This is a genomic window from Floridaenema aerugineum BLCC-F46 (assembly GCF_041929345.1).
Lineage (GTDB): Bacteria > Cyanobacteriota > Cyanobacteriia > Cyanobacteriales > Aerosakkonemataceae > Floridanema > Floridanema aerugineum.
The window spans coordinates 1-25888 of sequence record NZ_JBHFNQ010000165.1 but is presented as its reverse complement, the minus strand read 5'-3'; the positions used below and the strand labels follow the sequence as shown (position 1 = coordinate 25888).

The 25888-nt window shown below is 44.2% G+C and carries 10 protein-coding genes; 9 read left to right on the top strand and 1 reads right to left on the bottom strand.

The window, feature by feature from the left end:
- Positions 1-169: 169 nt before the first annotated feature.
- Positions 170-367 (bottom strand): MbtH family protein, encoded by a 198-nt coding sequence (locus ACE1CC_RS21405; RefSeq protein WP_413272464.1) that lies wholly within the window; start codon positions 365-367, stop codon positions 170-172.
- A gap of 312 nt (positions 368-679) precedes the next feature.
- Here ACE1CC_RS21405 and ACE1CC_RS21400 point away from each other — a divergent pair, with 312 nt between their 5' ends.
- The 9 genes from ACE1CC_RS21400 (at position 680) to ACE1CC_RS21360 (ending at position 25656) form a co-directional block, all read left to right on the top strand.
- Positions 680-1474: a 2OG-Fe(II)-dependent halogenase WelO5 family protein gene (locus ACE1CC_RS21400; protein WP_413272463.1), complete on the top strand. Its 795-nt coding sequence runs from the start codon at positions 680-682 to the stop codon at positions 1472-1474.
- A gap of 48 nt (positions 1475-1522) precedes the next feature.
- Positions 1523-2629, top strand: coding sequence for a zinc-binding dehydrogenase (locus ACE1CC_RS21395; protein WP_413272462.1), 1107 nt, complete (start codon positions 1523-1525; stop codon positions 2627-2629).
- A gap of 37 nt (positions 2630-2666) precedes the next feature.
- Positions 2667-3485 (top strand): pyrroline-5-carboxylate reductase, encoded by an 819-nt coding sequence (gene proC / locus ACE1CC_RS21390; protein ID WP_413272461.1) that lies wholly within the window; start codon positions 2667-2669, stop codon positions 3483-3485.
- Between the two features lie 67 nt (positions 3486-3552).
- Entirely contained in the window at positions 3553-11958 is an 8406-nt protein-coding gene (locus ACE1CC_RS21385) for an SDR family NAD(P)-dependent oxidoreductase (RefSeq protein WP_413272460.1), read from the top strand.
- A 55-nt stretch (positions 11959-12013) separates the two neighbouring features.
- Positions 12014-13048, top strand: coding sequence for a TauD/TfdA family dioxygenase (locus tag ACE1CC_RS21380; protein WP_413272459.1), 1035 nt, complete (start codon positions 12014-12016; stop codon positions 13046-13048).
- Between the two features lie 152 nt (positions 13049-13200).
- Positions 13201-21648 (top strand): amino acid adenylation domain-containing protein, encoded by an 8448-nt coding sequence (locus ACE1CC_RS21375; protein ID WP_413272458.1) that lies wholly within the window; start codon positions 13201-13203, stop codon positions 21646-21648.
- 44 nt (positions 21649-21692) lie between these two features.
- Complete coding sequence (gene gntT, locus ACE1CC_RS21370; protein WP_413272457.1) at positions 21693-23060, top strand: guanitoxin biosynthesis MATE family efflux transporter GntT; 1368 nt, start codon at positions 21693-21695, stop codon at positions 23058-23060.
- A 9-nt stretch (positions 23061-23069) separates the two neighbouring features.
- A complete protein-coding gene (locus ACE1CC_RS21365) occupies positions 23070-25058 on the top strand; it encodes an AGE family epimerase/isomerase (RefSeq protein ID WP_413272456.1) in 1989 nt (662 codons plus the stop codon).
- Entirely contained in the window at positions 25015-25656 is a 642-nt protein-coding gene (locus ACE1CC_RS21360; RefSeq protein WP_413272455.1) for a DJ-1/PfpI family protein, read from the top strand. Before ACE1CC_RS21365 ends, ACE1CC_RS21360 begins: the two co-directional genes overlap by 44 nt.
- Positions 25657-25888 lie beyond the last annotated feature (232 nt).

Sequence of the window (25888 nt, the reverse complement as noted above, 5' to 3'; positions counted from 1 at the left end):
GAGCGACAGAAGCTCAAGCTGGCACGCACCTGTAGGTGTCATGAATTAGATAACGTTTACCTGAAGACTTAGGTGAACTGGTCACATCTTGGGCTCTTTCAAGCCCCCGTCACAGCGTAGCTTGACGGTGGGTTTGTGACTGCCCTAACATTCCTATTACTCCTACTACTTACTTGCGAACGCTAAGCGGGCGCATATCAATCCAAACTTCCTTAATGTAGTGCAAGCATTCTTCCTTAGATCCACTTTTACCAGCATCTTTCCAACCCAGTGGAAGCTCCCGGTAGGTTGGCCAGATTGAATATTGCTCTTCATGATTAACAACAACTTTATAAATGATTGTATCTGCCATGTTGTTCTGACTCATAACTTTTTTCTTTGAATTTTAAGTACATTAATCTAAATTTTTCCTCATTTTTGCATGATTTATAATTTATTTATATATCTATAAATAAATTTATATTTATTATTTTTTTTTACATAAAATCTAAATAACTTTTATTTTAGTTTTTAGAAATAAGTAAGATCTTCTGATATATAATTTGACTTGAGATTCAGACTGAGCAACTCGCTCTGTTAACCCTCAAAATACCAACCAGCCTAAAGCGCAAATCCTACGATTCCTAGCTAAAGCTTTACCCAGATCGCAGTTGAATACTATTAGCAAAGAGAACGTGAAATGATTAAATACAACCAGATCGAGTCAACATTATGGAAAACAACAGAAGCTTTATCCCTGAGTGCAGAATCCATAAAGATGCTATTTGAAAATAAAATTCCGCTCGTTCGGATTGAGAAGTTTGCGACTCCCCAAGAGTGTGAAGCACTGGTAACTCAAGCTAACTTGCTGGGCTTTGATGTTTACCAGAATGTTACTCCTAAAATTGAGCGGATTGGGATTACAGTCTTTGAGTATAACAACATTGGTAAAGAGGATTACTTTCAAGCGGTAGAAAGAGCTAGGAAGGAACAATATCGCATCACTTCGGCTTCCTTTAATCCATTAGAACGCCTGATGGCAACGATGCAAAACCAAACTGGTAGAACTGTAAGAATTGCCTCAGAATCTTCGTGGGGGAGTTACCATGCAGGTTTAACCAGAAAAATTGAGGAAGGGACACAATTACACATTGATTACGCCCCAACAGAACAACTTGGATGGGAGGTGAGTAAAGTAGTTGCACAATTGGCTTGGAATTTGTATCTTCAAATATCTTTAAACGATAGCGGTAAAACTTATATTTACGATCGGCAGTGGCATCCGGGAGATGAGACATATAAGCTCGATTCTTATGGATATAATAATGCTGTTGTTTCAGGTGCCAGCTCGCTCAACTTCCAGCCACAAGTGGGAGATGTCTACATATTCAATACCCGAAACTATCACACCGTTGAGCCAATTAAGGGGCAGCGTGTAACATTTACCTCTGCAATCGGACTACTTCCTAATGATGAAATTATTTTCTGGTCTTGACTCCGATCGAATAACATTTATGATTGACTATAATTCGGAGAAATATCAATGGTATTAGCAGCTGTTTTAACTGCGCCTAACCATCCAGTTGAATTGCAACAATTGCCAGAGCCAGTATTAGAAAAGGGTGGCATTATATTGCAAACTATCTACTCAGAAATTTGTGGTACAGATGTACATTTATTTCGGGGCCATTTAGAGGGAGTACCCTATCCGATAATTCCTGGGCACTTCTCAGTGGGAAGAGTAGTTGATGTAGGCGGAAAGATTACAGATATCAAGGGTCAACCTGTTCAAACTGGATCAATTGTCACGTTTCTTGATGTTAACGAAACTTGCAACAATTGCTGGTATTGTTTAGTGGCAAAAACATCCACTCGTTGCCCACAACGTAAAGTCTATGGTGTTACCTACTCATCGACAGAAGGTTTACTCGGTGGGTGGTCGCAACTGATTTACCTTAAACCGGGAGTTAAAGTGCTAACGCTACCGGAAGAAGTCACGCCTACCCGATTCATTGCAGGCGGATGTGCATTGCCAACAGCCCTGCACGCTGTCGATCGAGCACAGATTCAAATTGGCGATCTTGTAGCAGTGCAAGGGTGCGGCCCAGTTGGGTTAAGTGTAGCAATCTTAGCCTTATTATCAGGAGCAGGTCGAGTCATCGTTATTGACAAATATGAAAGTCGCTTAACTGTTGCTAAATCCTTTGGTGTGGATGATGCGATCGCCATTGACGATCAAGCCCCACAACAGCACATCGATCGAGTTCTGGAATTAACCAATGGTCGGGGAGTCGATGTCACAATCGAAGCTACAGGAGTTCCTATTGCAATTAAACAAGGCATTGCCATGACCAGAGATGGCGGTCGCTATGTAGTTGTAGGACACTACACGAATACAGGTGAAATCTGGCTTAATCCCCATTTAGAAATTAACCTCAAACACATCGACATTCGAGGCACATGGGGCATCGACTTTAGCCACTTTTACAGAATGATTGAGTTACTCAAACGTCATCGCCATCAAAATCGAGAAATTCCTTGGGAGCTCTTTATCAGTCGTTTTTACAGGTTAGAAGAAATTAATCAAGCATTAGCAGATGTGGAGAAGGGTTTGGTCTTAAAAGCTGCAATCCAACCCAACCCATTTTAATTTTAATTAAGAAAGTATTCGCTTTAGAGGAACACAAATGCGATCGGATCTGCAAATGGCTTTTATAGGTAGTGGTGTTATGGCGGAAGCCATGATTAGTGGATTACTTGCAAAAAAGGTTGTGACAGCCGACCAAATTATTGCCAGCGATCCATTAGAAAGTCGTCGCCTCTATATGCAGCAGACATACTCTATCCGAACCACAAGCCACAACACAGAAGCAATTCAGGGAGCAGCGATCGCTGTATTGAGTGTGAAGCCGCAAGTGTTGGGATCGCTCATGCAGACCCTTAGAGGTAAAATTGCCTTGGATACCCTAATCATGAGCATTGTAGCCGGAGCGAGTATAACCTCACTCAGCCAAGGTTTGAACCATGCCTCTATTGTCCGCGCTATGCCAAATACCCCGGCTCAAGTAGGAATGGGAATGACTGTCTGGAGTGCATCCCCAGAAGTGACGGAGGTACAGCACTCATATAGCAAAATCATCCTTCAAGCATTAGGAGAAGAGATGGAAGTTCTGCACGAATATGAAATTGATAGGGCAACAGGAATAAGTGGTGCTGGCCCTGCTTTTGTGTTTCTCTTGATCGAAGCTATTATCGATGCTGGGGTTCAGATGGGATTTACTCGTGACCAAGCTCAAATCCTGACGTTGCAAACAATTGCAGGTAGCGTGGAACTGATGCGCCGAACCAACGAACATCCAACTAAGTTACGCAATCAAGTTACCAGTCCAGGGGGCGCTACGGCGGTGGGGCTTTACGAACTAGAAAAAGGGAGGATTCGGACTACGATTTGTGATGCTGTCTTTGCTACTTTTGAACGAACTCAGAAGTTGGGCAAGCTGAGTTAGATTTTTCAATGAAGTATATCAACCTAAATTTGTAGATGCTTCAGTTTTATGATGGGAGATTTGATCGATGAGCGGATTAGATAATACTTCAAATAATGCTGCTAAGAAATCCTTGACTGAGCAAAAGCAAGAATTATTCAAACTTCTGCTTCAGAAAAAAGGTATCCATGTAAAGCAAAAAGATGTTATTCCTCGTCGATCGCTTTCTGCCGAAAATTGTGTTTCATTTGCCCAACAACGTCTGTGGTTTTTGGCTCAGTTAGAAGGAGCTAGCGTGGCCTATAATATGCCAGCAGTGCTTCGCATCAAGGGAAATCTTGAAGTTGCTTGTCTGCAAAAGGCTATAGATACAATTATCCAGCGCCATGAAGTATTACGCACAACCTTCAAACCCGTTAATGGTCTGCCAGTTCAGGCGATCGCATCAAACCCTGGAATTATCATTCCACTGATTGATTTGCAAGACCTATCCGCAGATATAAAGCACTCAGAAACAAAACGAATCACCCTTGAAGCAACACAAACGCCGTTTGACCTAGAGAAGGGCCCTTTACTGCGTGCAAGTTTATTGCGCCTCCATCCTCAAGAATATCTTTTGATTCTAACGATGCACCACATCATTTTTGATGGCTGGTCGATCGGCATTTTGGTACGAGAACTCTCCACGTTATACCCAGCTTTCTTAAACAAAGAGGCAATTTCTTTACCAGACCTGCCAATTCAGTATGCAGACTTTGCTCATTGGCAGAGGCAATGGCTCGCTGGCGACGTGCTGGAAACCCAACTGGCATACTGGCAGAAACAGTTGACCGGGGTACCACCCCTTGATTTGCCCACAGATTATCCCCGTCCTCCCGTGCAGACTTACCAAGGGGCAAAATACTCCTTTGGGCTGCCTCAAAGTTTAGCACAGTCATTAAAACAGTTCAGTCAAGGGCAAGGAGCGACTTTATTTATGACGCTTCTGGCTGCTTTTGCCAGCCTGTTAGGACGCTACAGCAGTCAAGATGACTTTGCGATCGGTTCACCTATTGCTAATCGCAATCGACCGGAATTAGAGGGATTGATTGGTTTCTTTGCTAATACACTGGCTTTTCGTGTCAATTTAAAAGGGAACCCGACTTTTATTGAGTTACTAAGTCATGTACGAGAGATGGCAATGCAGGCTTATGCTCATCAGGATCTACCCTTTGAGATGTTAGTTGAAAAATTAAAGTTAGAGCGAAACCTGAGTTACAATCCTCTATTCCAAGTGATGTTTGCTTTGCAGAATGCGCCCAGTGATAAATTAAATCTGCCCGGTTTACGAATAGAGCGAGAAGAAATTGACAGCGGTACTTCCCATTTTGATTTGTCTTTGCACTTATGGGAGAGTGGTGATGGTTTGAGTGGATTCGTGACTTACAATACTGATTTGTTTGAGTTGGCGACTGTGATTGATTTGGTGAGTCGTTTTCAAAGACTGCTAGAAGGGATTTTGAGTTGTCCCACTCAACCGTTATCAAATTTGCTGCTTTTGAGTGAAACAGAACAGCAGGAATTACTCGAAAAAAGTAATGCTGTGGCTGTTAATATTATGGAGCGGGTGCTTTGTCTGCATCAGTTATTTGAAGCTGAAGTAGAACGTAACTCGCAAGCGATCGCGCTCATTGCTGGCAGTCATAAATTGACTTACCAAACATTAAACGAGCAAGCCAATAAGTTAGCTCACTATCTACAATCCTTGGGAGTAGAACCAGGAATTGTAGTTGGTATTTGTCGGGAACATCCTTTGCAACTCATTGTGGCATTGCTAGGGGTTCTAAAAGCAGGAGGGACTTGCGTACTAATGGAATCAGCTTCTTCAAAAGCAGCCCTAGACCTAACTTGCCAAAGGACAAAACCAAACATTATTTTGACTGAAACACGCTTGATTTCGCATTTCTCTCAACTTGATACAACTGAGTGGAAAAGCCGAGTCTTCTGCCCGGATTCCGAGGAAGAAGCGATCGCCAAACAAGCTCATAATAATCCTAGCAGTAGTGTCACAGTAACAACCCTGGCACAGCTTCTCTATGCCTCTAATCGTTTGGTACAAATCGATCACCATAGTTTATGCACTCGAATCGCTCAAATCCAAAGCTTGTTTCAGCTAGAGAGTGAAGATAGTTGTCTAACTACCACATCCCTTGTTCAAGAAACAGCATTTCTGGAGATTTTCTGGACTTTAACCACAGGGGGAAAATTGATCGCACCCCTAGAAGCAGAACGGCAGAACCCATCAAGATTGACGACTCTGATTGAAGAATACCAGGTTAGTGTACTTCACAGTTTGCCAGAGAGCTTGACTGATTTAGTCAACTGCTTGAATCACGAGGGATATAGCCAGCCTCTCAGTTCGCTGCGAATGGTTCTGTATCGCGGTGGGCAGATACCGCAGGCGATCGCCCAAGCATTCAGACAACATTACACGGGTGACTTGTGGTATCTCTACACTCTACCAGAAGCGGGTGCGATCGCAGCTTACAAACATCCTTCAGACAGTCAATCATCCATCAGTTATATCCCCTCCGGGTCACTCCTAGTTTTAGATCGATACCTCCAGCCAGTACCAGTAGGCATGAAAGGTAAAATTTACGTTGGTGGGAATAGATTGGCTAGGGGATATTCCTGCAATTGTGTCGAAACAGCTGCACGCTTTGTGCAGATTTCTAATTTAAAAGATCTTAAAAAAGATATTCAAGATCCCTGGTTTAGCACAGGTATAACAGGGCGATGGCTAAGGGATGGAACATTAGAATTACTCGATTCTTCCACTCGACAGGTTTGGATTGAAGGATACCAAATTAGCCTTGAAGAAATCGAAGTAGTTGTGTTAGCGATACCCGTAGTAGAAGACTGCCGAGTTTTGGTCAGAGAAACTATTAGTAAAACTTCAGAACTGATTGCCTACGTTGTTTTGTCAGAACGGTTTAGCATAGAACAATTGCAAAAACAGGTACAAAGCTGTCTACCTGCTCATTTATGCCCAACCACCTATTTATTGCTCCCATCCCTCCCAATAACCGCATCTGGCGAAATTGATGACCAAGCCCTTGCTCAAATCTCAGTCGTTGATGCTAAAGAAGCCCAACAATGGGAGGAACGGTTGCAATCCATCCCAGAATTGGGACAATTAGCAGTTGTTGTGCGGGAAAAATTCTCCCAATTACCTCTGCTGCACCTGTCGGATGTGATGTCGCAAAATCCATTGATGACGACGCGAATCCCGGAAACTTCAACAAAGATGCCATTCGATCAAACCCCTCATCCAGAAAAGTCAGAACCAAAAACTTGGGCGATTAGTGATGGAGGGAAGCTGGTGATTCCAGCAGACGCACCCAGAACATTAACAACTGCGCTAGTTGAAACTGCAAGGAAATACCCAAGTCAGGGAATTGTCTTTATCCAAACAGATGGCTCAGAAGTCTTTCAATCCTATAGTTTCCTACTAGAGGAAGCCAAGTGTAAATTGACGGGCTTATCTCACAACGGACTTAAGGCGGGCGATCGGGTAATTCTCCAAGTCTCCCACCTTCAGGATTACTTTTCAACTTTGTGGGCTTGTATTCTCGGTGGTATTATTCCAGTTACTGTTGCAGTCGCCGCTACATACAACGAACATAACGTTGTAGCGAAAAAACTGCTGAAAGTTTGGGAACTACTGCAACAGCCAACTATTTTAGCAAGTGAAAACTTAATCGAGCCAATTACAAATCTGGGTAAAGCCTGTGTAGACAAGGCGCTGTCGGTTCTCCCGATCGAATCATTACATCATTATCCCCCTGCTTCGGAAATTCATCCTAGTACCCCTGAAGGTGTCGTATTCTTACAGCTAACTTCTGGAAGTACAGGGGTGCCGAAAGTAGTGCAGGAAACCCATCGAGGCATTATTACCCACATTCATGCCGCTCAACAATTCAACGGTTATCGGTCTTCTGATGTTTCTTTAAACTGGCTGCCGCTAGATCACGTTGTTCCTTTATTAACTTGTCACTTTAAAGATGTTTATTTAGGCTGTCAACAGGTTGAAGTGCCAACAGCCCTGATTCTGGAAAATCCCCTCAATTGGCTCGATTTGATTCAACGCTATCAGGTTACTCATACTTGGTCTCCGAATTTTGGCTATAAATTAGTGAGCGACGCACTTGATCGGGTATCAGATAGGCATTGGAACCTAGCTTCGATTAAGTTTTTCATGAATGCTGGAGAGCAGGTCACTCGACCAGTTGTGCAAGAATTCCTAGAAAAAGTTGCTTCTTTTGGGGTATTCCCCCAAGCGATGCAGCCTGCATTCGGTATGGCAGAAGTCTGCACCTGTATGACTTATCAAAATCAGTTTCAGATGGATGGAACTGGAGTCCACTGCATTCAGAAATCTAGCTTGGGTGGAAATCTGCAAATTGCTAGCACGACAGACGAGACAGTTAGTGAGTTCGTTGACTTAGGTAAGCCCGTGCCTGGGGTGCAGATTCGGATTACTGATGCTAATAATCAAGTGTTACCCGAAGGCGCGATCGGTCAATTACAAATCAAGGGAGATGTTGTTACTCCCGGCTATCTAGATAACCCGGAAGCAAATCGCCAAGCCTTTGTGGGCGATGGGTGGTTCAACACAGGTGACTTAGGGTTTATTCTCGATCGCCGCTTGACCTTAACCGGACGGCAGAAAGAACAAATTGTCGTCAATGGAGTGAACTACTATTGCTATGAGGTTGAGGATTTAGTCAATAGTATTGCCGGGGTTGAACCAACTTATGTCGCTGCTTTGGGTTTTGACGATCCGAATCGAGGAACAGAAGGGTTAGCGATCTTCTTTGTACCGAAATCGTCCGTCAGCATTACTAATCTGATTAAACAGATTCGGACTTACGTAACATCAAATCTTGGTATCACTCCAGCTTGTATTATCCCAGTCACAAAGCAAGAATTCCCGAAAACCACCAGTGGCAAAATCCAGCGCGGTCATCTCAAGCAACAGCTAATTATGGGGGCGTTTGAGGAAGCACTCAAGCAGATAGACCTCAAACTAGGCAACGAAAACACAATCCCCAGTTGGTTTTATCGCCCAATCTGGAAGCGCAAACAAGCTCATGTTGTCCAGAAACAGTTACAAACTGGACATTATCTGATTTTTATGGATTCCTTGGGTCTAGGCACGTTCCTCTGCCAAAAACTTCAACAAGCCGAGCAGCAGTGTATTTGTGTTGAGATTGGGAGTTCTTTTGCCCAAATCGATGCCACTCACTATCGCATCGTCCCTGACCATCTCGATAGCTATCAACAATTGTTTGAATCTCTAGCATCGAACAACATTCACATCGGGCAAGTGATTCATCTGTGGAATTATGAAAACCATGAGCAGGCGATCGCCAACCTGTCTGAACTTGAAGCGGCTCAAGGACGGGGTATTTATAGCTTATTGTTCCTTGTGCAGGCACTAACAACCATTCAACGTACACAACAACCTGTTCGACTGCAAGTAATTTCCACTTGCACTCAGAGCGTTGTCCCAGGTGACATTGTTGCCCCAGAAAAAGCATTGATGCTGGGCTTGATCAAAACTATAAACCAGGAGTTTCCTCTGCTTACTTGCTCTCATATCGATCTGCCAATCGATGCTGTGGCGGTGAATGGCGATCGCATTCTGTGGGAGTCTCAGCTTTGTACTAAGGATCTCGAAATTGCTTACCGCGATCGACAACGTTGGGTGCCTAGTCTGGAACGAATCGATCTGAGCCACACCGAGAAACAACCACTACCGTTTAAATCCGGTGGAATGTACCTGATTAGTGGCGGATTGGGTGGAATTGCGGTTGAAATTGCCAAGTTTCTGCTCAAACAGTATCAGGCACATATCATCTTAGTAGGGCGAACCCTCCTACCCGATCATGAACCTGATGCCGAAGTAACAGAAAAATTTGGTTCATCTGCCGATCGCCTAAAAACTTACTACGAATTAAAGCGTTTGGGAGGAGCCTGTCTCTATGCAGCAGTAGATGTCAGCAATCTCGAACAACTTCAGCAGGTAGTCGATCGAACCCAAGCCCTTTGGCAACGTGAATTAGATGGCGTGATCCATTTGGCGGGTGTATCCCACGAGTGTTTATGCTCAAAAGAAACGCGGCAAGGGCTAGCTGCAACGTTACACGCTAAAGTTTCTGGTACATATACACTCCACCAACTGCTCAAACCACAACCTGAGAAGTTTTTCATTAGTTTTTCATCTGTAAACGGTTTCTTTGGTGGCTTTGCGGTAGGAGCATACTCCGCCGCCAACTCTTTCCTAGAAGCTTTTGCCCAAGAGCAGCGACGACAGGGACTCCGAAGTTACTGTTTTGCCTGGAGTATGTGGGATGAAGTTGGTATGAGTCAGCATTCCCAGACAAAAGAGCAAGCTCAGACTCGTGGGTATTGCCTGATTAATAAACAGCAAGGACTACAGTCATTCTTGGCAGCATTGCAGTATGGCCCAACTCAACTCTTGATTGGCTTAAACGATCGCACCCCCAACATCCGCCGCTATATAAAAACAACACCAGAACCTTTGCACCTGTTAAGGTTCTACTTGACGGGAGACTCAGATGTTTTGAAATCAAAGTTGGCGCAGTTGGGGATCTGCGATCGCTTTGGCATCCAAAGTCCTTGGGATAGCGTTCACTCTAGTGAATTACCCTTAACCGAAACGGGAGTCCTCGATCGAGAACAGTTAATCGCCCTCGATCGGCAAAATGCCCGTCCCGTCCAAGAATTGATTGCGCCTCGAACCGACATAGAACAACAAGTTGCCCAGATTTGGCAGGAGATTTTGAGTTTAGCCAAGGTGGGAGTTAATGATAACTTCTTTGAATTAGGTGGTCATTCCCTTTTGGGAACACAACTCGTTTTTCGCCTATCTCAAACCTTTGCCATTGACCTCTCAATCCAAAGCTTATTTGAGCATCCCACAGTTGCAAAACTTAGTGCTGCGATTGAGACCGCGATTCATCGCACTCAAGCTTTGACTGCTTCTTGTATCCAACAGGTTTCCCGTGATGAGTTCCTACCTTTGTCTTTTGCCCAGCAACGCCTTTGGTTCTTGGATCGGCTGGAGGATGGAAAAAGTGCTACCTATAATATGCCAACTGCATTATATCTGACAGGTTCGTTGCAACTTGAAGCACTAAAGCAGAGCATCACCGAGATTATGCGTCGCCATGAAGTCCTGCGAACTACCTTTCCCACAGTGAATAACTTGCCAGTTCAAGCGATCGCGACAGAAGCCCAACTTCATTTAACCCAACTGGATCTGCAAAAGTTAACCCCCGATCGGCAGACAACAGAAGTCCTACAGTTAGCCAGAGAAGAAGCCCATCGTCCCTTCGATTTGGCAAATGGCCCCCTGCTGCGGGTGACGTTACTGAAGCTAGGGGAGGAATCTCATGTATTGTTAGTGACTATTCATCACATTTGTTCCGATGGTTGGTCTATTGCAATTTATACCCACGAACTATCGATCCTTTATCAAGCTTTCTCTACGGGTGCTACCTCACCTTTACCAAAATTGCCAATTCAATATGCTGACTTTGCCTATTGGCAGCATCAGTGGTTGGCGAGTTCGGAGTTCGATCGACAGCTTGCTTATTGGCAAAAACAACTGCAAGATGCACCTCCAATTTTGAAGTTGCCGAATGACTATCCTCGCAAGGCGGTACAGAGCTTTCAGGGTAATGCTCAAGCTTTTATCCTCACACCAGATTTATCCAAGGAACTGAAGGTTTTAAGCTGTGCAACACAAACAACTCTCTTTATGGTTCTGTTTGCTGCGTTTGCGATCGTTTTACATTATTATTCCGGTCAAGACGATCTGGTACTGGGAACTGATGTTGCTAATCGGAACCGAGCCGAGACGGAAGGTTTAATAGGATTCTTTGTTAATCAATTAGCACTGAGGCTCGACCTTAGTGGGAATCCAAACTTTAGCAAAGAATTACTTAGCAGAGTGCGAGAAAGGGCATTAGAAGCATACTCTAATCAGGATCTTCCTTTCGATCGCTTAGTGGAAAAACTAAATACCGAACGTAGTCTCAGCTTTAACCCAGTTTTTCAAGCTAAGTTAGTGCTGCAAAATACGCCAAAAGTAAATTTGGAATTGCCCGGACTAACGATTAGAAAATTGGTAGTCGAGAACGAAACGGCAAGCTATGACCTGTTGCTGAACGTTGAGGAGACTGAACAGGGTTTGGAGTGTTCTTTGAGATACAGTACGGATTTATTCAAACCAACAACGATCGCACGGATAGTAGAGCATTTCCAGATAGTTTTACGCACAGTGGTAATGCAACCCGATCTACAACTCAACGAACTAGAAAAACTTCTGGCTGATACCGATAGAACACAACAGCAGCAAGCCGAACAAGAAATAGCAAAAGTCAGTTTGCAGAAGCTGAAAAGTCGCCGGAGAAAGGAGGAATAATTAATCGTTAATTTTGTAATTTACGTTGATCTACAAGTAAGAACCTACTGAAATTATGGAAGATAGCATATCTCAATCTCAAGCACAGAAGAAATTACAACGAGCAAAGCGACGCTCATTTAATCCACAGCAACAGGACTGGGTTAAAACCAGTTTTCTCAATACCGATTCATCATTACCTTTGGTTGTTTCACCCGCAATGGATGGGGTGAATTTAACCAGTTGGGCTAGCCAGCAACGGAGTTGGATTGAATCTTCTCTATATCAGTATGGCGGTTTGCTGTTTCGGGGCTTTCGCATTGATAGCACAGATGATTTTGTTCAGTTTATTCAAGCTACATCCCAAGGTGAATTATTGGAGTATATCTATCGTTCAACACCACGAACCCAACTGCAAGATAAGGTATACACTTCGACTGAATACCCAGCAGATCAATTTATTTCTATGCACAATGAAAATGCTTACTCGACGAGTTGGCCGATGAAAATCTGGTTTTGTTGCCTTCAACCTGCGCTGCAAGGAGGCGAAACTCTGGTTGCTGACAGCCGCAAAGTTTTTCAGAGAATCGATCCAGCAGTGCGGCAAAAGTTTGCGGAAAAAAAGGTGATGTATATCCGTAATTATGGTGATATTGACCTTTCTTGGCAGGAGGTGTTTCAAACGAACGATCGCTCTGATGTTGAAGCTTATTGTCGGCAAGCTGGCATTGAGTTTGAGTGGAATGGTGAAAAACTGAGGACGAGTCAGGTGTGTCAAGCGATCGCTTCCCATCCGAAAACGGGCGATCAGGTGTGGTTCAATGTGGCTCATATCTTTCATATCTCTAACTTTGCTGAGGATATCCAAAAATCGCTCTTATCGGTGTTTCAACCAGAGGATATGCCACGTCATGCCTGTTACGGAGATAGGCAACCAATGGAGGTTTCAACACTCAATGAGATTCGAGCCGCATATCAAGCTGAAACGATCGCAATTAAATGGCAGAAGGGAGATATTTTGATGTTGGACAATATGTTAGTCGCTCATGGACGTAAGCCTTTTACTGGTGCGAGGCAGGTAGTTGTTGGTATGGCAGAACCTTATTCTTAGCTTTAGAAAAAGGGTTTTTGCTTCAATTGAGTAATTCTTGACTAATTTACGGAAATTTGGCCAAAATAATCCGCCAATTTCTCTAACTATCTACTTTTTTCAATCAATAGAATTAACTACAAATCAACTCTGGAAAACACTTAGGAATAAAAATGGTTCAGCAATCTCAGAATAGCTTCCGTACTTCACCCCAACAACAACGTTTATGGCGATTACAAAATGGACAGTTGCAATCCACTTATCAAGCTAATGGTGTTGTTTCTATTGTCGGGGATCTCGACATCAATCTACTGGAGTTATCCATCAAAGAGGTAGCCGAACGACATGAAATTCTCCGCACTATTTTGCGGTGTTTTCCGGGAATGGATTTGCCACTTCAAGTTATCGAAGGTAGTCGAGTTTGTCTGCAATATACTGATTTAAATTTGAACGATCCTCAAGATGGGGATGAGATACTTAACACCCAAGTGCAGGGATTCATTTCCCAAAAGCTGGATTTTGAGCAAGATTCTCCCTTGCAAACTCGGCTGTTAAGAAAAACTTGCCGGGAGCATATCCTTCTGGTTAGTTTACCTGCTCTTTATGCCGATCGCGCGGCAGTTGAGAAATTCATTCAGGAAGTGAGTGCTGAGTATGGAAGACAACTGCACAATGGCGATCTGCCGGAAGATCCTTGGCAATATGCCGATCTATCGGAATGGTTGCATGATTTACTAGAATCGGATGATACAGCTTATGGTAGAGAATATTGGCGTAAGTTAGCCGTCCCCTCACTCAATCCTGGACGATTACCTTTTGAGCAGGGTTCGTTACCCAGAGAGCAATTTATCACTGATACTGTAACCCTAACCTTGAGGGCTGATACAATTGAGCAGATTAACTGCGTTCTAGATACGTACAAAACGACCTGTTCTGTATTCTTGTTAACCTGTTGGGAAGTCCTGCTGTGGCGGCTGACAGGACAATCGGATTTAGTAATTGGCGTTGCTAATGACGGCAGAAAATATGAAGAATTGCAAGATGCGATCGGTCTTCTCACAAAGTATCTGCCTTTGTGCAACAAACTTGATGACACTATTCAGTTTTCCGAACACCTTGTAAACGTTGGTAAGGTAGCCCAGGAATTGCATAAATGGCAAGAATACTTTAGCTGGGAACAAGCTTGGATGATGGAGGCAGATCGGTCAACTCTTTTGAGTTACCCCTATTGCTTTGATTTTGCTGAACTAGCGTCGCCTATGAAGGTTGACAATGTGATTTTTTCAATTGAGCAATCTGATAGCTGTATTGAGCGGGCTAAGGTGAGGTTGTCTTGCACCCAAACTTCTCAAGCTTTGGTGCTGAAGTTTCACTATGACACTAGCTTATATCAAGAAGACACCATAAAATTACTGGCGAGTCAGTACCAGGCATTTGTTGAATGGGTTGTCCACCACCCAGAAAGCTGCATCCGGGATATTGTATTTCTGGGTCAAGCTGAACGGCAAAAGTTGCTTAAGGATCTCAACAACACTCAGACAGACTATCCCCAAGATCGATGTGTTCACCAACTGTTTGAAGCTCAAGTGGATAGCACACCGAATAACATTGCTGCGACTTTTGGAAATCAATTTCTCACCTATCAAGAACTGAATGCTAAAGCTAACCAGCTTGCTCACTATCTGCAAACTCAGGGAGTCGAACCGGAAACCCTGGTTGCGATTTGCATGGAACGCTCCCTTAATTTAGTAGTTGGCATTTTAGGGATTCTCAAGGCGGGGGCTGCTTATGTGCCACTCGATCCAGTCTATCCCCAGCAAAGGTTAGCAGATATGCTGGAAGACTCCCAGGCTCTTTTACTGCTAACACAGCAGTCCTTAGTGCCGAGTTTTGCGGAGTTTGGGGGGAAAATTCTGTGTCTGGATAGGGATTGGAAAAGTACGATCGCTCCGATGACGAGAAACAATCTACCCAGCAAGGTTAAACCTGAGAATTTGGCTTACACGATCTATACTTCGGGATCGACAGGCAAACCCAAAGGTGTGATGATTGCCCATTGCAACTTAGTTAATTATCTCAGTTGGTGTATGCAAGCATATCCTATCGATCGAGGATGTGGTTCCCCAGTTCACTCTTCGATTAGTTTTGATGCCACCATCACCAGCTTTTTTACACCGCTTTTGTGTGGCAAGAAAGTAGTTTTGCTACCCGAAAAACAAGAAATTGAAGCCTTAAAAGAAATATTGTGTGCCCAACGAGACTTTAGTTTAGTGAAAATTACCCCGGCTCACTTAGATTTATTAAATCAATTATTGCCAGAAGATGAAATAGCCACCCAAACCCAATCCTTTGTGATTGGTGGGGAAGCTTTGTTGGGTAAGAGTTTACGGTCTTGGCGACAATATGCGCCGTCTACCCAAATCGTGAATGAATATGGGCCGAGTGAAACTGTGGTGGGTTGTTGCATCTATGAGGTTTCCGATCGAACTGATTTAGCTGGTGTGGTGCCGATCGGTCGCCCGATCGCTAATACCCAAATTTACATTCTGGATGAAAGCCTAAATCTAGTTCCTACAGGAATTCCTGGGGAAATCTACATTGGAGGGGCGGGAGTCGGGCGGGGATACCGCAATCGTCCAGATCTGACAGCCGATAAATTTATCCCTGATCCTTTTAGTGAAGTTCCTGGGGCTCGACTATACCGCAGTGGGGATTTAGGTCGTTATCTTCCTAATGGCGATCTGGAGTTTCTCGGACGCATCGATCACCAAGTCAAGATCCGCAGTTTCCGAATCGAACTGGGTGAAATTGAGGCAGTTCTGAACCAACACCCAGCCGTCCAAGAGGGGATAGTGACGGTGCGAGAGGAAAAGAGCGATCGCTACCTTGTCGCTTACATTGTGGCTAAGGCAGAGTCTAACAACTTAGTACCTCAGATTGAGAAATGCGCTGACCAACATATCTCCCAATGGCAAACTATCTATAAGGACACTTATGGTCAATCGCCCACCCATTCAGATTTAACCTTTAACATTTCCGGTTGGAACAGTAGCTACACTGGCTCTCTACTGGCAGATATAGAGATGCAAGAGTGGGTCGATCGGACTGTTGACCGCATTCGAGCACTCCAACCTAAACAGGTTCTAGAAATTGGCTGCGGTACGGGTTTAATTCTGTCTCGCATTGCTCCCTACTGTTTGCGCTATGACGGTGCGGACTTTTCGCCAGAAGCTATGCACCATCTTCAGTTACTCAAAGCCACAAAATCAGAACTTGCCCACGTTAACTTATTGAGGAGGACGGCAGATGATTTTAGTGGATTTGAACCTTCTTCTTTTGATACTGTGATTATTAACTCGGTAATTCAATATTTCCCGAATATTGATTATTTGGTGAAGGTTTTACAGCAGGCTGTAGAGGTTGTTAAACCTGGGGGACATATTTTCATTGGAGATATCAGAAGTTTACCTTTGCTTGAAGCTTATCATGCCTCTGTTCAGTTAGAACAAGCTGCTGATGATCTTTCGCGGGAGCGACTGCAACAAAGGGTACAGCGACGGTTATTAGAAGAAGAAGAATTGGCGATCGATCCAGAATTCTTTTTAGCTCTACAGACGCACTTACCCCGGATCGGTGCAGTGCAAATCCAACTGAAACAAGGTCGTTTCCACAATGAACTCACTCGTTTCCGGTATGATGTTGTGCTTCAGGTGGGAACTCAGCAGCGATCGCTTTCCCCCATACAGTGGTTAGACTGGCAGCAAGAGCAAAAGACTCCAGAGCAAGTGTATCAACAGTTAGCGACACAGCAACCAGAAAGTTTAGGCATCAAGGGAATTGTTAATCCTCGACTACAAGCTGATCTAGAACTTTTAGAATGGTTGACGATCGCTCCTGCTGATGCGATTGTTGGCGATCGCGATCGATTCTCGATCGGACAGCATCAAGGTGTCGATCCAGATTTATGGTGGGAATGTGTTCGTGACCTGCCCTACGCTGTTACTGTCACTTGGTCGGCAACAAAATTAGGCTGTTATGATGTTTTATTCCGTTATCAAAAAGCCAAGACAACGAATATCCCCTTAGAAACGATCGGAACTTTAACGCACAGTAAACTTTGGGAGTTTTATGCCAATAATCCGCTTCAGAATAAACTAACTCAATACTTAGCGCCTCAGTTGAGCCAGTTTGTCAAGGAGCGGCTACCAGACTATATGGTTCCCAGAACCTTTATTTTGCTCTCGTCCCTACCCCTTACCTCTAACGGCAAGGTTGATCGGCGGGCTTTGCCTGTTCCCAGCTTATCTCGCGATCGCACCACAACCTATATTGCCCCGCAAACCGATTCAGAAGAAAAGCTGGCTAATCTTTGGGCGGAGATTTTGGGAGTCGAGCAGGTTGGTCTTGAAGATAATTTCTTTGGGCTTGGCGGACATTCTCTACTAGCAACCCAACTGATCTCGCGGATTCGGGATATTTTTGCAGTTGAAATACCCCTTCGTTCTCTGTTTGAAGCGCCGACTGTAGCAGGTCTGCATCAAAAAATTGAACTGGCACGGAACCAGGGTGCTAATATTTCTATGTTTCCTATTCCATCTGCTTCACTGAGCAACGAAGCACCTCTCTCTTTTCCTCAACAACGGCTTTGGTTCCTGTCTCAGATCGAAGGCGCGAATGCTGCTTATAATATGCCAGCAGCTGTGCGGATCGCGGGCTATTTGAATGTTGATGCGCTTGAGCGGAGTTTGCAGGAAATTGTGCAGCGTCATGGAACGTTACGGACAACGTTCAAACTGATTAATGGAACTCCTGTACAAGTGCTTACTGAACAGATGGAATTGGGGCTAGTAATTATTGATCTCCAGGGTTTGCCAGCCAAAGAGCAAGCTACTCAGGTAGAACAGTGGATAGCTTTGGAGGCGAATTCTCCCTTTGACTTAGAAAATGGCCCTTTGTTCCGTGCTAAATTGCTGTGTGTGCATCCGGGTGAGCATATTTTCTTGTTAACAATGCACCACATTATTTCCGATGGTTGGTCGATCGGGGTTTTGATTGAGGAAATGACGGCTCTTTACAAAAGTTTCGGTCAGCAATCTCACTCGCCTTTATCTCCTTTGCAGATTCAGTACATTGACTTTACGCAGTGGCAGCGTCAGTTGCTGCAAGGAGAGGTTTTAGAGCAACTGCTACGTTACTGGCAGCAACAGTTAGCAGGCATCCCCGCTTTGCTAAATCTGCCAACGGATTACCCTCATCCTCCTGTACAAACTTTTCGAGGCCATCACATCAGGTTTGAACTGTCTCCAGAATTGACCCGTCGGTTAAGAGAACTGAGTCAACAAAGGCAGACAACCCTGTTTATGACGCTTTTAGCAGCTTTTAGCACGTTATTATTTCGCTATAGCGAACAGGAAGATATTGTGATTGGTTCGCCGATCGCGAATCGGACTCGCAGTGAAACAGAGGCTTTAATTGGCTTTTTTGTTAATACTTTGGTCTTGCGGACTCAGCCTTCTGGCAATCTCTCCTTTTTAGAACTACTCGAACAAACAAAGACAGTCTGTTTAGATGCTTATACTTACCAGGATATTCCCTTTGAACGTTTGGTTAAGGAGCTTAAGCCAGAGCGTAGCTTGAGTCATAATCCGCTCTTTCAGGTGATGTTTGCTCTGCAAAACGCACCCGTGTTGGATAACTTGGATTTACCTAATCTGATTGTGACTCCTCTGCAATCTGAAAATGTCACCTCTATGTTTGATTTGTCTCTTTTGTTAGAGGAAACCAAATCGCAAATCGTCGGTTTTTGGGAGTACAGCCGAGATTTGTTTGAATCGGAGACTATTAATCGAATGCTTGGGCATTTCCAAATCCTCTTAGAAGCAATTGTCACAGATCCCCACCAACGATTAGGAGAGTTGCCAATGCTCAGTGAGGTGGAACGCCAGCAACTGCTTGTGGCGTGGAATAATACCGAAAGTGACTATTGCCAAACCCAATTGATTCATCAGTTATTTGAAGCCCAGGTTGAGCGAACACCCGATGCGATCGCGCTCAGTTTTGCAGAAACGCAAATTTCCTATCGGGAACTCAATCAACGGAGCAACCAACTAGCACGCTACTTGCAGACACTAGGGGTAGCAAGAGAGAGTTTAGTGGGAATTTGTATGGAGAGATCGCCCGAATTGGTAATAGGGCTACTGGCGATTCTCAAGTCTGGGGGGGCTTATGTGCCGATCGATCCCAACTATCCTCAAGAACGTCAAACCTCAATCTTGAATGATGCTCAGGTTAAAGTTGTTCTAAAGAGCATAAATCAAGTTCCAGAGGCACTGAAATCAGTAATTCAGGTGGTTGACCTCGATCGCGCTCAAACTGAAATTGCGAGTTTTGCCAATACCAATTTAGCTGGGTCATCAACTAATAACCATTTAGCCTACGTCTTATATACGTCAGGTTCAACTGGGTTGCCCAAGGGAGTAGCAATTGAACATCGTAGTGTCGTAGCCTTTCTGCATTGGGCAAAAACCGTGTTCCCACCGAATCAACTGGATGGGGTCTTAGCCTCCACTTCCATTTGTTTTGATTTGTCAATCTTTGAGTTGTTTTTACCCCTAGTTTGCGGGGGGAAAGTCATCTTAGTGGAGAATGTACTGAAGTTAGCCACATTGCCTGCAACACAGACGGTGACTCTGGTGAACACAGTTCCCTCGGCAATTACAGAATTGCTCAACATTAACGGTATCCCTGATTCGGTGCAGGTGATCAATTTGGCTGGTGAGCCTCTCTGGGCACAAGTTGTGGAACGGCTTTATCAGAGAGATTCGATTGCACAGGTCTACAACTTGTACGGCCCTTCGGAGGACACTACCTACTCAACGATGGCTCTGATGCTTAGAGATTGTTCGCTTTCGCCGTCTATTGGCAAGCCGATCGCCAATACGCAAGCTTACGTCCTCGATCCATTCTTACAGCCCGTTCCTATTGGCGTACCTGGTGAACTCTATCTGGGCGGTGCAGGTTTGGCTAGGGGATACCTTAACCGTCCAGAATTGACTGCCGAAGCATTTATTCCCAATCCCTTTAGTGATATTCCTGGGGCACGGTTGTATAAGACAGGAGATTTAGTCCGCTATCGAGCCAATGGTGAGTTGGAATATCTAGGTCGTCGCGATTACTTGGTAAAAATTCGGGGATTTCGGATTGAACTGGGAGAAATTGAGGCAGTATTACGGCAAAATGGTCAGGTTCGCGAGGCGGTTGTCGTTGTTTCTTCAGACAACCCCTCTAAAGAGAGGCAGATTGTTGCTTACGTTGTCCCTCAGTCGTCAACACCCTCTCTAACATCTGACTTACGGAATTTCCTGCAAGCAAAATTGCCCAGCTATATGATACCTGCAACCTTGATCTTGCTAGAGACCTTTCCTCTGACCCCGAATGGCAAGATCGATCGGAAAGCATTACCAAAACCTAGTCTGAATTATATAGCTCGTGCAGAAAAAAATTATGTTCCACCGCGATCGCCCCTAGAGTTACAACTTGTGCGCCTCTGGGAGAGTGTGCTGGACTTGGAGCCTGTGAGCGTGCAGGATAATTTCTTTGAAATCGGGGGGCATTCCTTACTGGCTGTGCGGTTGATGGCGGCGATAGAGCAACATTTTGGATACGAACTGCCTTTATCCACTTTTTTCGTGGCACCAACTATCGAAGCACTGGCTCAACTGCTGTCTGCTCAAACTGAAACCTCAATAGAGTCTCCGATCGTTCCGATCCAGCCGATGGGTTCCCATCCCCCCTTCTTCTGTGTCCCTGGAGTCGGTGGCAATGTACTCTACTTCTACGATTTGGCTCGCTATTTGGGGCAGGAGCAGCCATTCTATGGCTTTCAAGCTCAGGGGCTGGATGGGAAGCTCGATCCCCATACCAGTATTGAGGAAATGGCGCATACTTACATTGAAGCACTGCTTCAAGTGCAGCCCCAAGGACCTTACTGGCTGGGAGGACATTCGTTTGGGGGATGGGTTGCCTTCGAGATGGCACAACAACTCCAACAACGCGGGCAGCAGGTGGCAGTTCTAACAATTTTCGATGCTGTTGCTCCTGGTGTAGACGATTCGATGCTAGGTCAAAACTGGAGTGAGCAAGAGTGGTTGTTTCAGATAGCTCAACTGTTAGAAGATAGCTATGGCAAGGGTTTGAAACTGTCATCCCATGACCTGCAAAATCGTGACTTAGAAACGCAAATTAAATATTTCACGCAACAGTTAAAAGAGGCTGATTTGCTTCCTGCTGGCACGGGAACGCAGCAGATCGAACGATTATTAAGGGTCTTTAAAGCAAACTCGTCAATGCGCTATCTGCCCCAAACCCTTCAAGCAACCCAGATTCACTTGTTCAGAGTTGATGAGAATCAACCGGAAACGGCTGATGATGACCGTGCGATCGCAATTCGTCAGAATCCAACTTTAGGCTGGGAGAAACTGACAGATACCTCTGTTGTGGTTCATACTGTTCTTGGGACTCATACATCTATGATCACATTTCCCCATGTTCAGGTCTTGGCTGAGTCTCTCCAATCTGTTTTAAAACAGTCTCAGATGAGTTTCACAGACCTAGCAAATTGACTCGATTTCCCATCTGATACGATCTGAAGCGTGAAGACAAAATTATGAATTCATCTGAGGCGAGTAATTACGATCTGAATTGGCGGTTTTTTCGGTTAGCAATTGTCAATATTGTCTCCAATATCATGATTCCCCTCGCTGGGCTGGTTGATATGGCGTTTTTAGGTCATTTGCCAGATATTCGACATTTTGCGGGTGTAGCTTTGGCAGGGATTTTATTCAACTATCTTTATTCGACTTTTGGGTTTCTGCGTATGAGTACTACGGGACTCACAGCCCAAGCACTAGGGCGATCGGATTCAGAAAGTCTGTTACTCATCTTCTTACGTAATAGTCTGCTTGCACTCGTGAGTGGCATCGTAATTCTCTTGCTGCAAAAACCTCTGTGCGATCTGGGCTTTGCTCTCCTGATCGCTAATCCTGATGTGGAGTCGGCTGGACGTGCCTACTATGATGCGCGAATCTTAGCCGCGCCAGCCGCCTTACTTAACTTTGTCCTGCTTGGTTGGTTTTTGGGGCGCGAGGAAAGCGGTAAGGTTCTCCTGCTATCAGCGATTAACAACGGCGCAAACGTTGTTTTGGATTACTTGTTTATTATTGATTGGGGCTGGTCAAGTGCAGGTGCGGGTTTAGCCACAGCCGCTAGCCAATATTTAACACTGTTGGTAGGAATTGTTTTTGTTTGCTTGACAGGTTTGCTGAATTTAGTACCTGATATTGCTCCAAGGATTTTAGACAAAGAAGCTTTTTTCGCAACCTTTAATCTCAATAAAGATCTCTTAATTCGGAACTTAACATTCATTACCGTGTTCTCACTGTTTACTGAAGTGAGTTCAATATTTGGCACTCTGGAACTATCAGTGAATGTATTGATTTTACGGGTAGTGACATTGGCTAGCTATTGTATTGATGGCTTTACTTTCGCAACTGAAAGTTTGACCGGGATCTTTTTTGGTGAAAAATCTTATGAAAAATTGAATTCTCTGTTGCGACTTGCTTTGGGAACTGGGCTAGTATCTAGCTTATTGTTTGCTGTCTGTTTTATCGTGTTTCCAGATACGTTGTTTGGGGTTCTGACAAATCATACAGAAGTAACAGATCTAGCCCATAAGTATGTGTTGTGGTTGCTACCAGTTTTAGGATTTTGTTCTATTGCTTTAGTGTTTGATGGATATTTCCTGGGTTTAACGAGGGGGGATATCTTATTGAACAATGCTTTGCTCTCTGCCATCCTTGGGTTTCTCCCAATAGTATTGATGGCTTGGAAGTTTCACGATAGCCAATTTCTATGGCTTGCGGTTGTTTCTTTTATGGCTGCACGATCCATTATAGCGGTGTTGCAAATACCTCAACTTCAGGAAGAATTCGCTGTCTCTGGAGGTGCGGATAAACAAGTTGCGATTGGGGAGTGAGAATAGTTTATGAGGAAATATTTCACTCAAAGCATGACGATACTGGGTACGGTTACGCAAAAGGAGCCAAGGGCAGGTATTTTTACGATTCGTTGTCGTAGTGAAGACGAGTATCTAATTCATGTTTCTCCTGTGACCCATTTTCAGGTTTTGCGGCATCTTGATGGTAGCGATCGCGATCGCTTTCCCATCCCCGGTAATGTCTACAGCAGTTCCCAGGCTACCTTGATTCAACGTTATATTTTTCTAGATAGATTAATCTATGTACAAGGAATTTGGCAGGAACATCAAGGCCAGAGTTACTTTGAAGCCACTACCATTGTGTTACTGCAAGATATACAGGGAAACTTCCTGTTTGAAACCAGTAATTGGTGGTTGAACCAGATAACCTGTTTAGCAGATTCATGGCTGGAAAAGCAACTTAGCCAGCAGCGAATTGCTAGTAATTCTATGAACGTTATTGGGTTACAAAATGATGAGACCTTGCAGTCGGGTGCCTGGGTGTCGAGGTTAATCTATGGACTTTCTTCAAGTTATCTCTTGACAGGGAAGGATCGCTATCGATTGGCAGCAAAAAACTGGGTTGCATATCAACGAGAATATTTCCAAACTATCAGCTATGACCGTAAATATTGCTTTTGGGCGTTTGGTAAGCGTGGTCAAGATCTGATTATGGTTTCAGAGGTTAGTGAAGACTATCCGGGGATTCCGCTTTACGAACAAATTTGCGTACTAGCGGGGTTGAGCCAATACTACCGCATTTCGCAAGATCGGGTAGTGTTTGAGGACATTCACCGCACGATCGCCACCTTTAACGAGTTGTTTAAGGATACAAGTAGCAATGGCGGCTATTTCTCGCACATTGACTATGCTACGCTGTCCTGCGATCGCAACCACCTGGGACAAAATAAGTTGAGGAAAAACTGGCACTCTAATGGTGAGCATATACCCGCGTATCTGATCGATCTTATTCTCGCCTTGGACTCGATGCCGACTCCAGCAAATGAAGCTATTGGTGAACTTTATCACACCTGTCGGGAGAATTTGGATGCGATCGTAGATCTGTTAGTTGAGCGTTTTCCTGATGGAGACGCTGAGGTTCCTTACATCAACGAGCGTTTTTACTATAACTGGATTCCCGATCGCAGTTGGGCATGGCAACAAAACCGTGCCATTATTGGGAATAATTTCCGAATGGCTTGGACGCTCTGCCGTGTTGCCACCTACTATCTTACAGTTGTCTCCCAATCAGAGCGAGCCGGAAAAGCTGAGATAGCGCAACAGTTTTCACAAAAGGCTAATGGGCTGATGAATCTAGCGGAGTCTTTGGCAATGAAGATGATTCCCAAAGGACTAGATTTACTGCGTGGTGGTGTATTCAATCTGGTTGAACGCGAACCACAGAACGGACAACCAGTTGAGTTTGCTGGCAGCTATACCAAAGACAGTTGGCAGCAGGAGCAAGCTATTTTAGCATACTTGATGTTATACGGCGCTACGGGGAAATCTCTTTATCTTGATATTGCTCGTGATTTGTCTGCATTTTGGCATTTATTCTGTGTGTCTCATAATCCTACAGGTATTTTCTTTCGAGTTGAGGCGGACGGAAAACATACCGGAAATTTAGGTAGTTTGGATATTGGCTCCCCGGCTCGTTATCCCCTGTGGGAAATTAACTACTTAGGGCATATTTACACGCAACTCTACTCCAAGGTTAAAGATCAAGGTTACTTCTGTCTCTATTTCAAGCCTGACCTCGATTTAACGCTCGATTCTATTAATGTTTTACCAGATTTTGTAAGACCTGGAACCGTTGAGATTAAGGCTTATTCTATTAATGGTATTCGGAAAATCCCGGAAAATCCTCAGAATTTTCAAATTGATCTGAGCCAGGAGCGATCTGGGTGCGAGCTAATAGTTGAGTTTCAAACTGTAAACTGTGAGGTAAGAATCAATGAAGCAAAGGCTTTTGGGAAAAAAAATTGGGATTGTTGTTGAAAGTGAATTTCTAGCCGATGAAATAGAAGCTTATCGCGATCGTTTTACTGAACAGGGTGCGGAAGTTTGCTTTATGTCTCGCATCTGGAATCCACAAGGCGTACAAACTTACTATAGCAATTCTCTGGAACCGGAAAATCGTCCTCAAGCATTAACCGTTACAAGCGATTTTCGGCGCGAAAATCCAGAAGACTATGCGGCTTTAATTATGGCATCTAGTTATACAAGTGTTAGACTTCGCTATATTGATAAAATGCCCATTAGCCACATAACTCCTACGCTGGCTCGGAAAGCGCCAGCCTCCGAATTTTTCGCCCGCTCAATGATGAATCAGCAAATTGTCAAAGGGTTTCTTTGTCAAGGATTATGGATTTTGACACCGTATCCAGAGCTATTAAAGGGGCGTTCAGTTATTTGCCACCAGGTTGTTTTAGCAGATGTGATCAATACGGGTGCAGTATTCTGTACTAATGAAGATGGTGTTGTTGTAGACAAAGATATCGTTACTGGATATTCTAAAGAAGAAGTAATGCTATTTATCGATCGCATCACAGAGCAAATTGAGCAGATGGCTATCTGTAGCGAACTGCAAACATAAACGCTTCAAACCGCAAACAAGTCAATTTTCAAACCACATTAACTGCAAATAAGAGGGGTCTCCAAACCACAATTACTGCAAATGAAACCACATAGGACTTACGCATTGACAAATGAACTCTATTGTGAATATCTGGAGTAGAGGTGAATTCAGTTCCCAAAAGCAGCAGAGTTGGGTAAAATTGCTTAAGCTATCAGGGGAGAAAAAAGATTAGAACCAGAACTAAGGCATC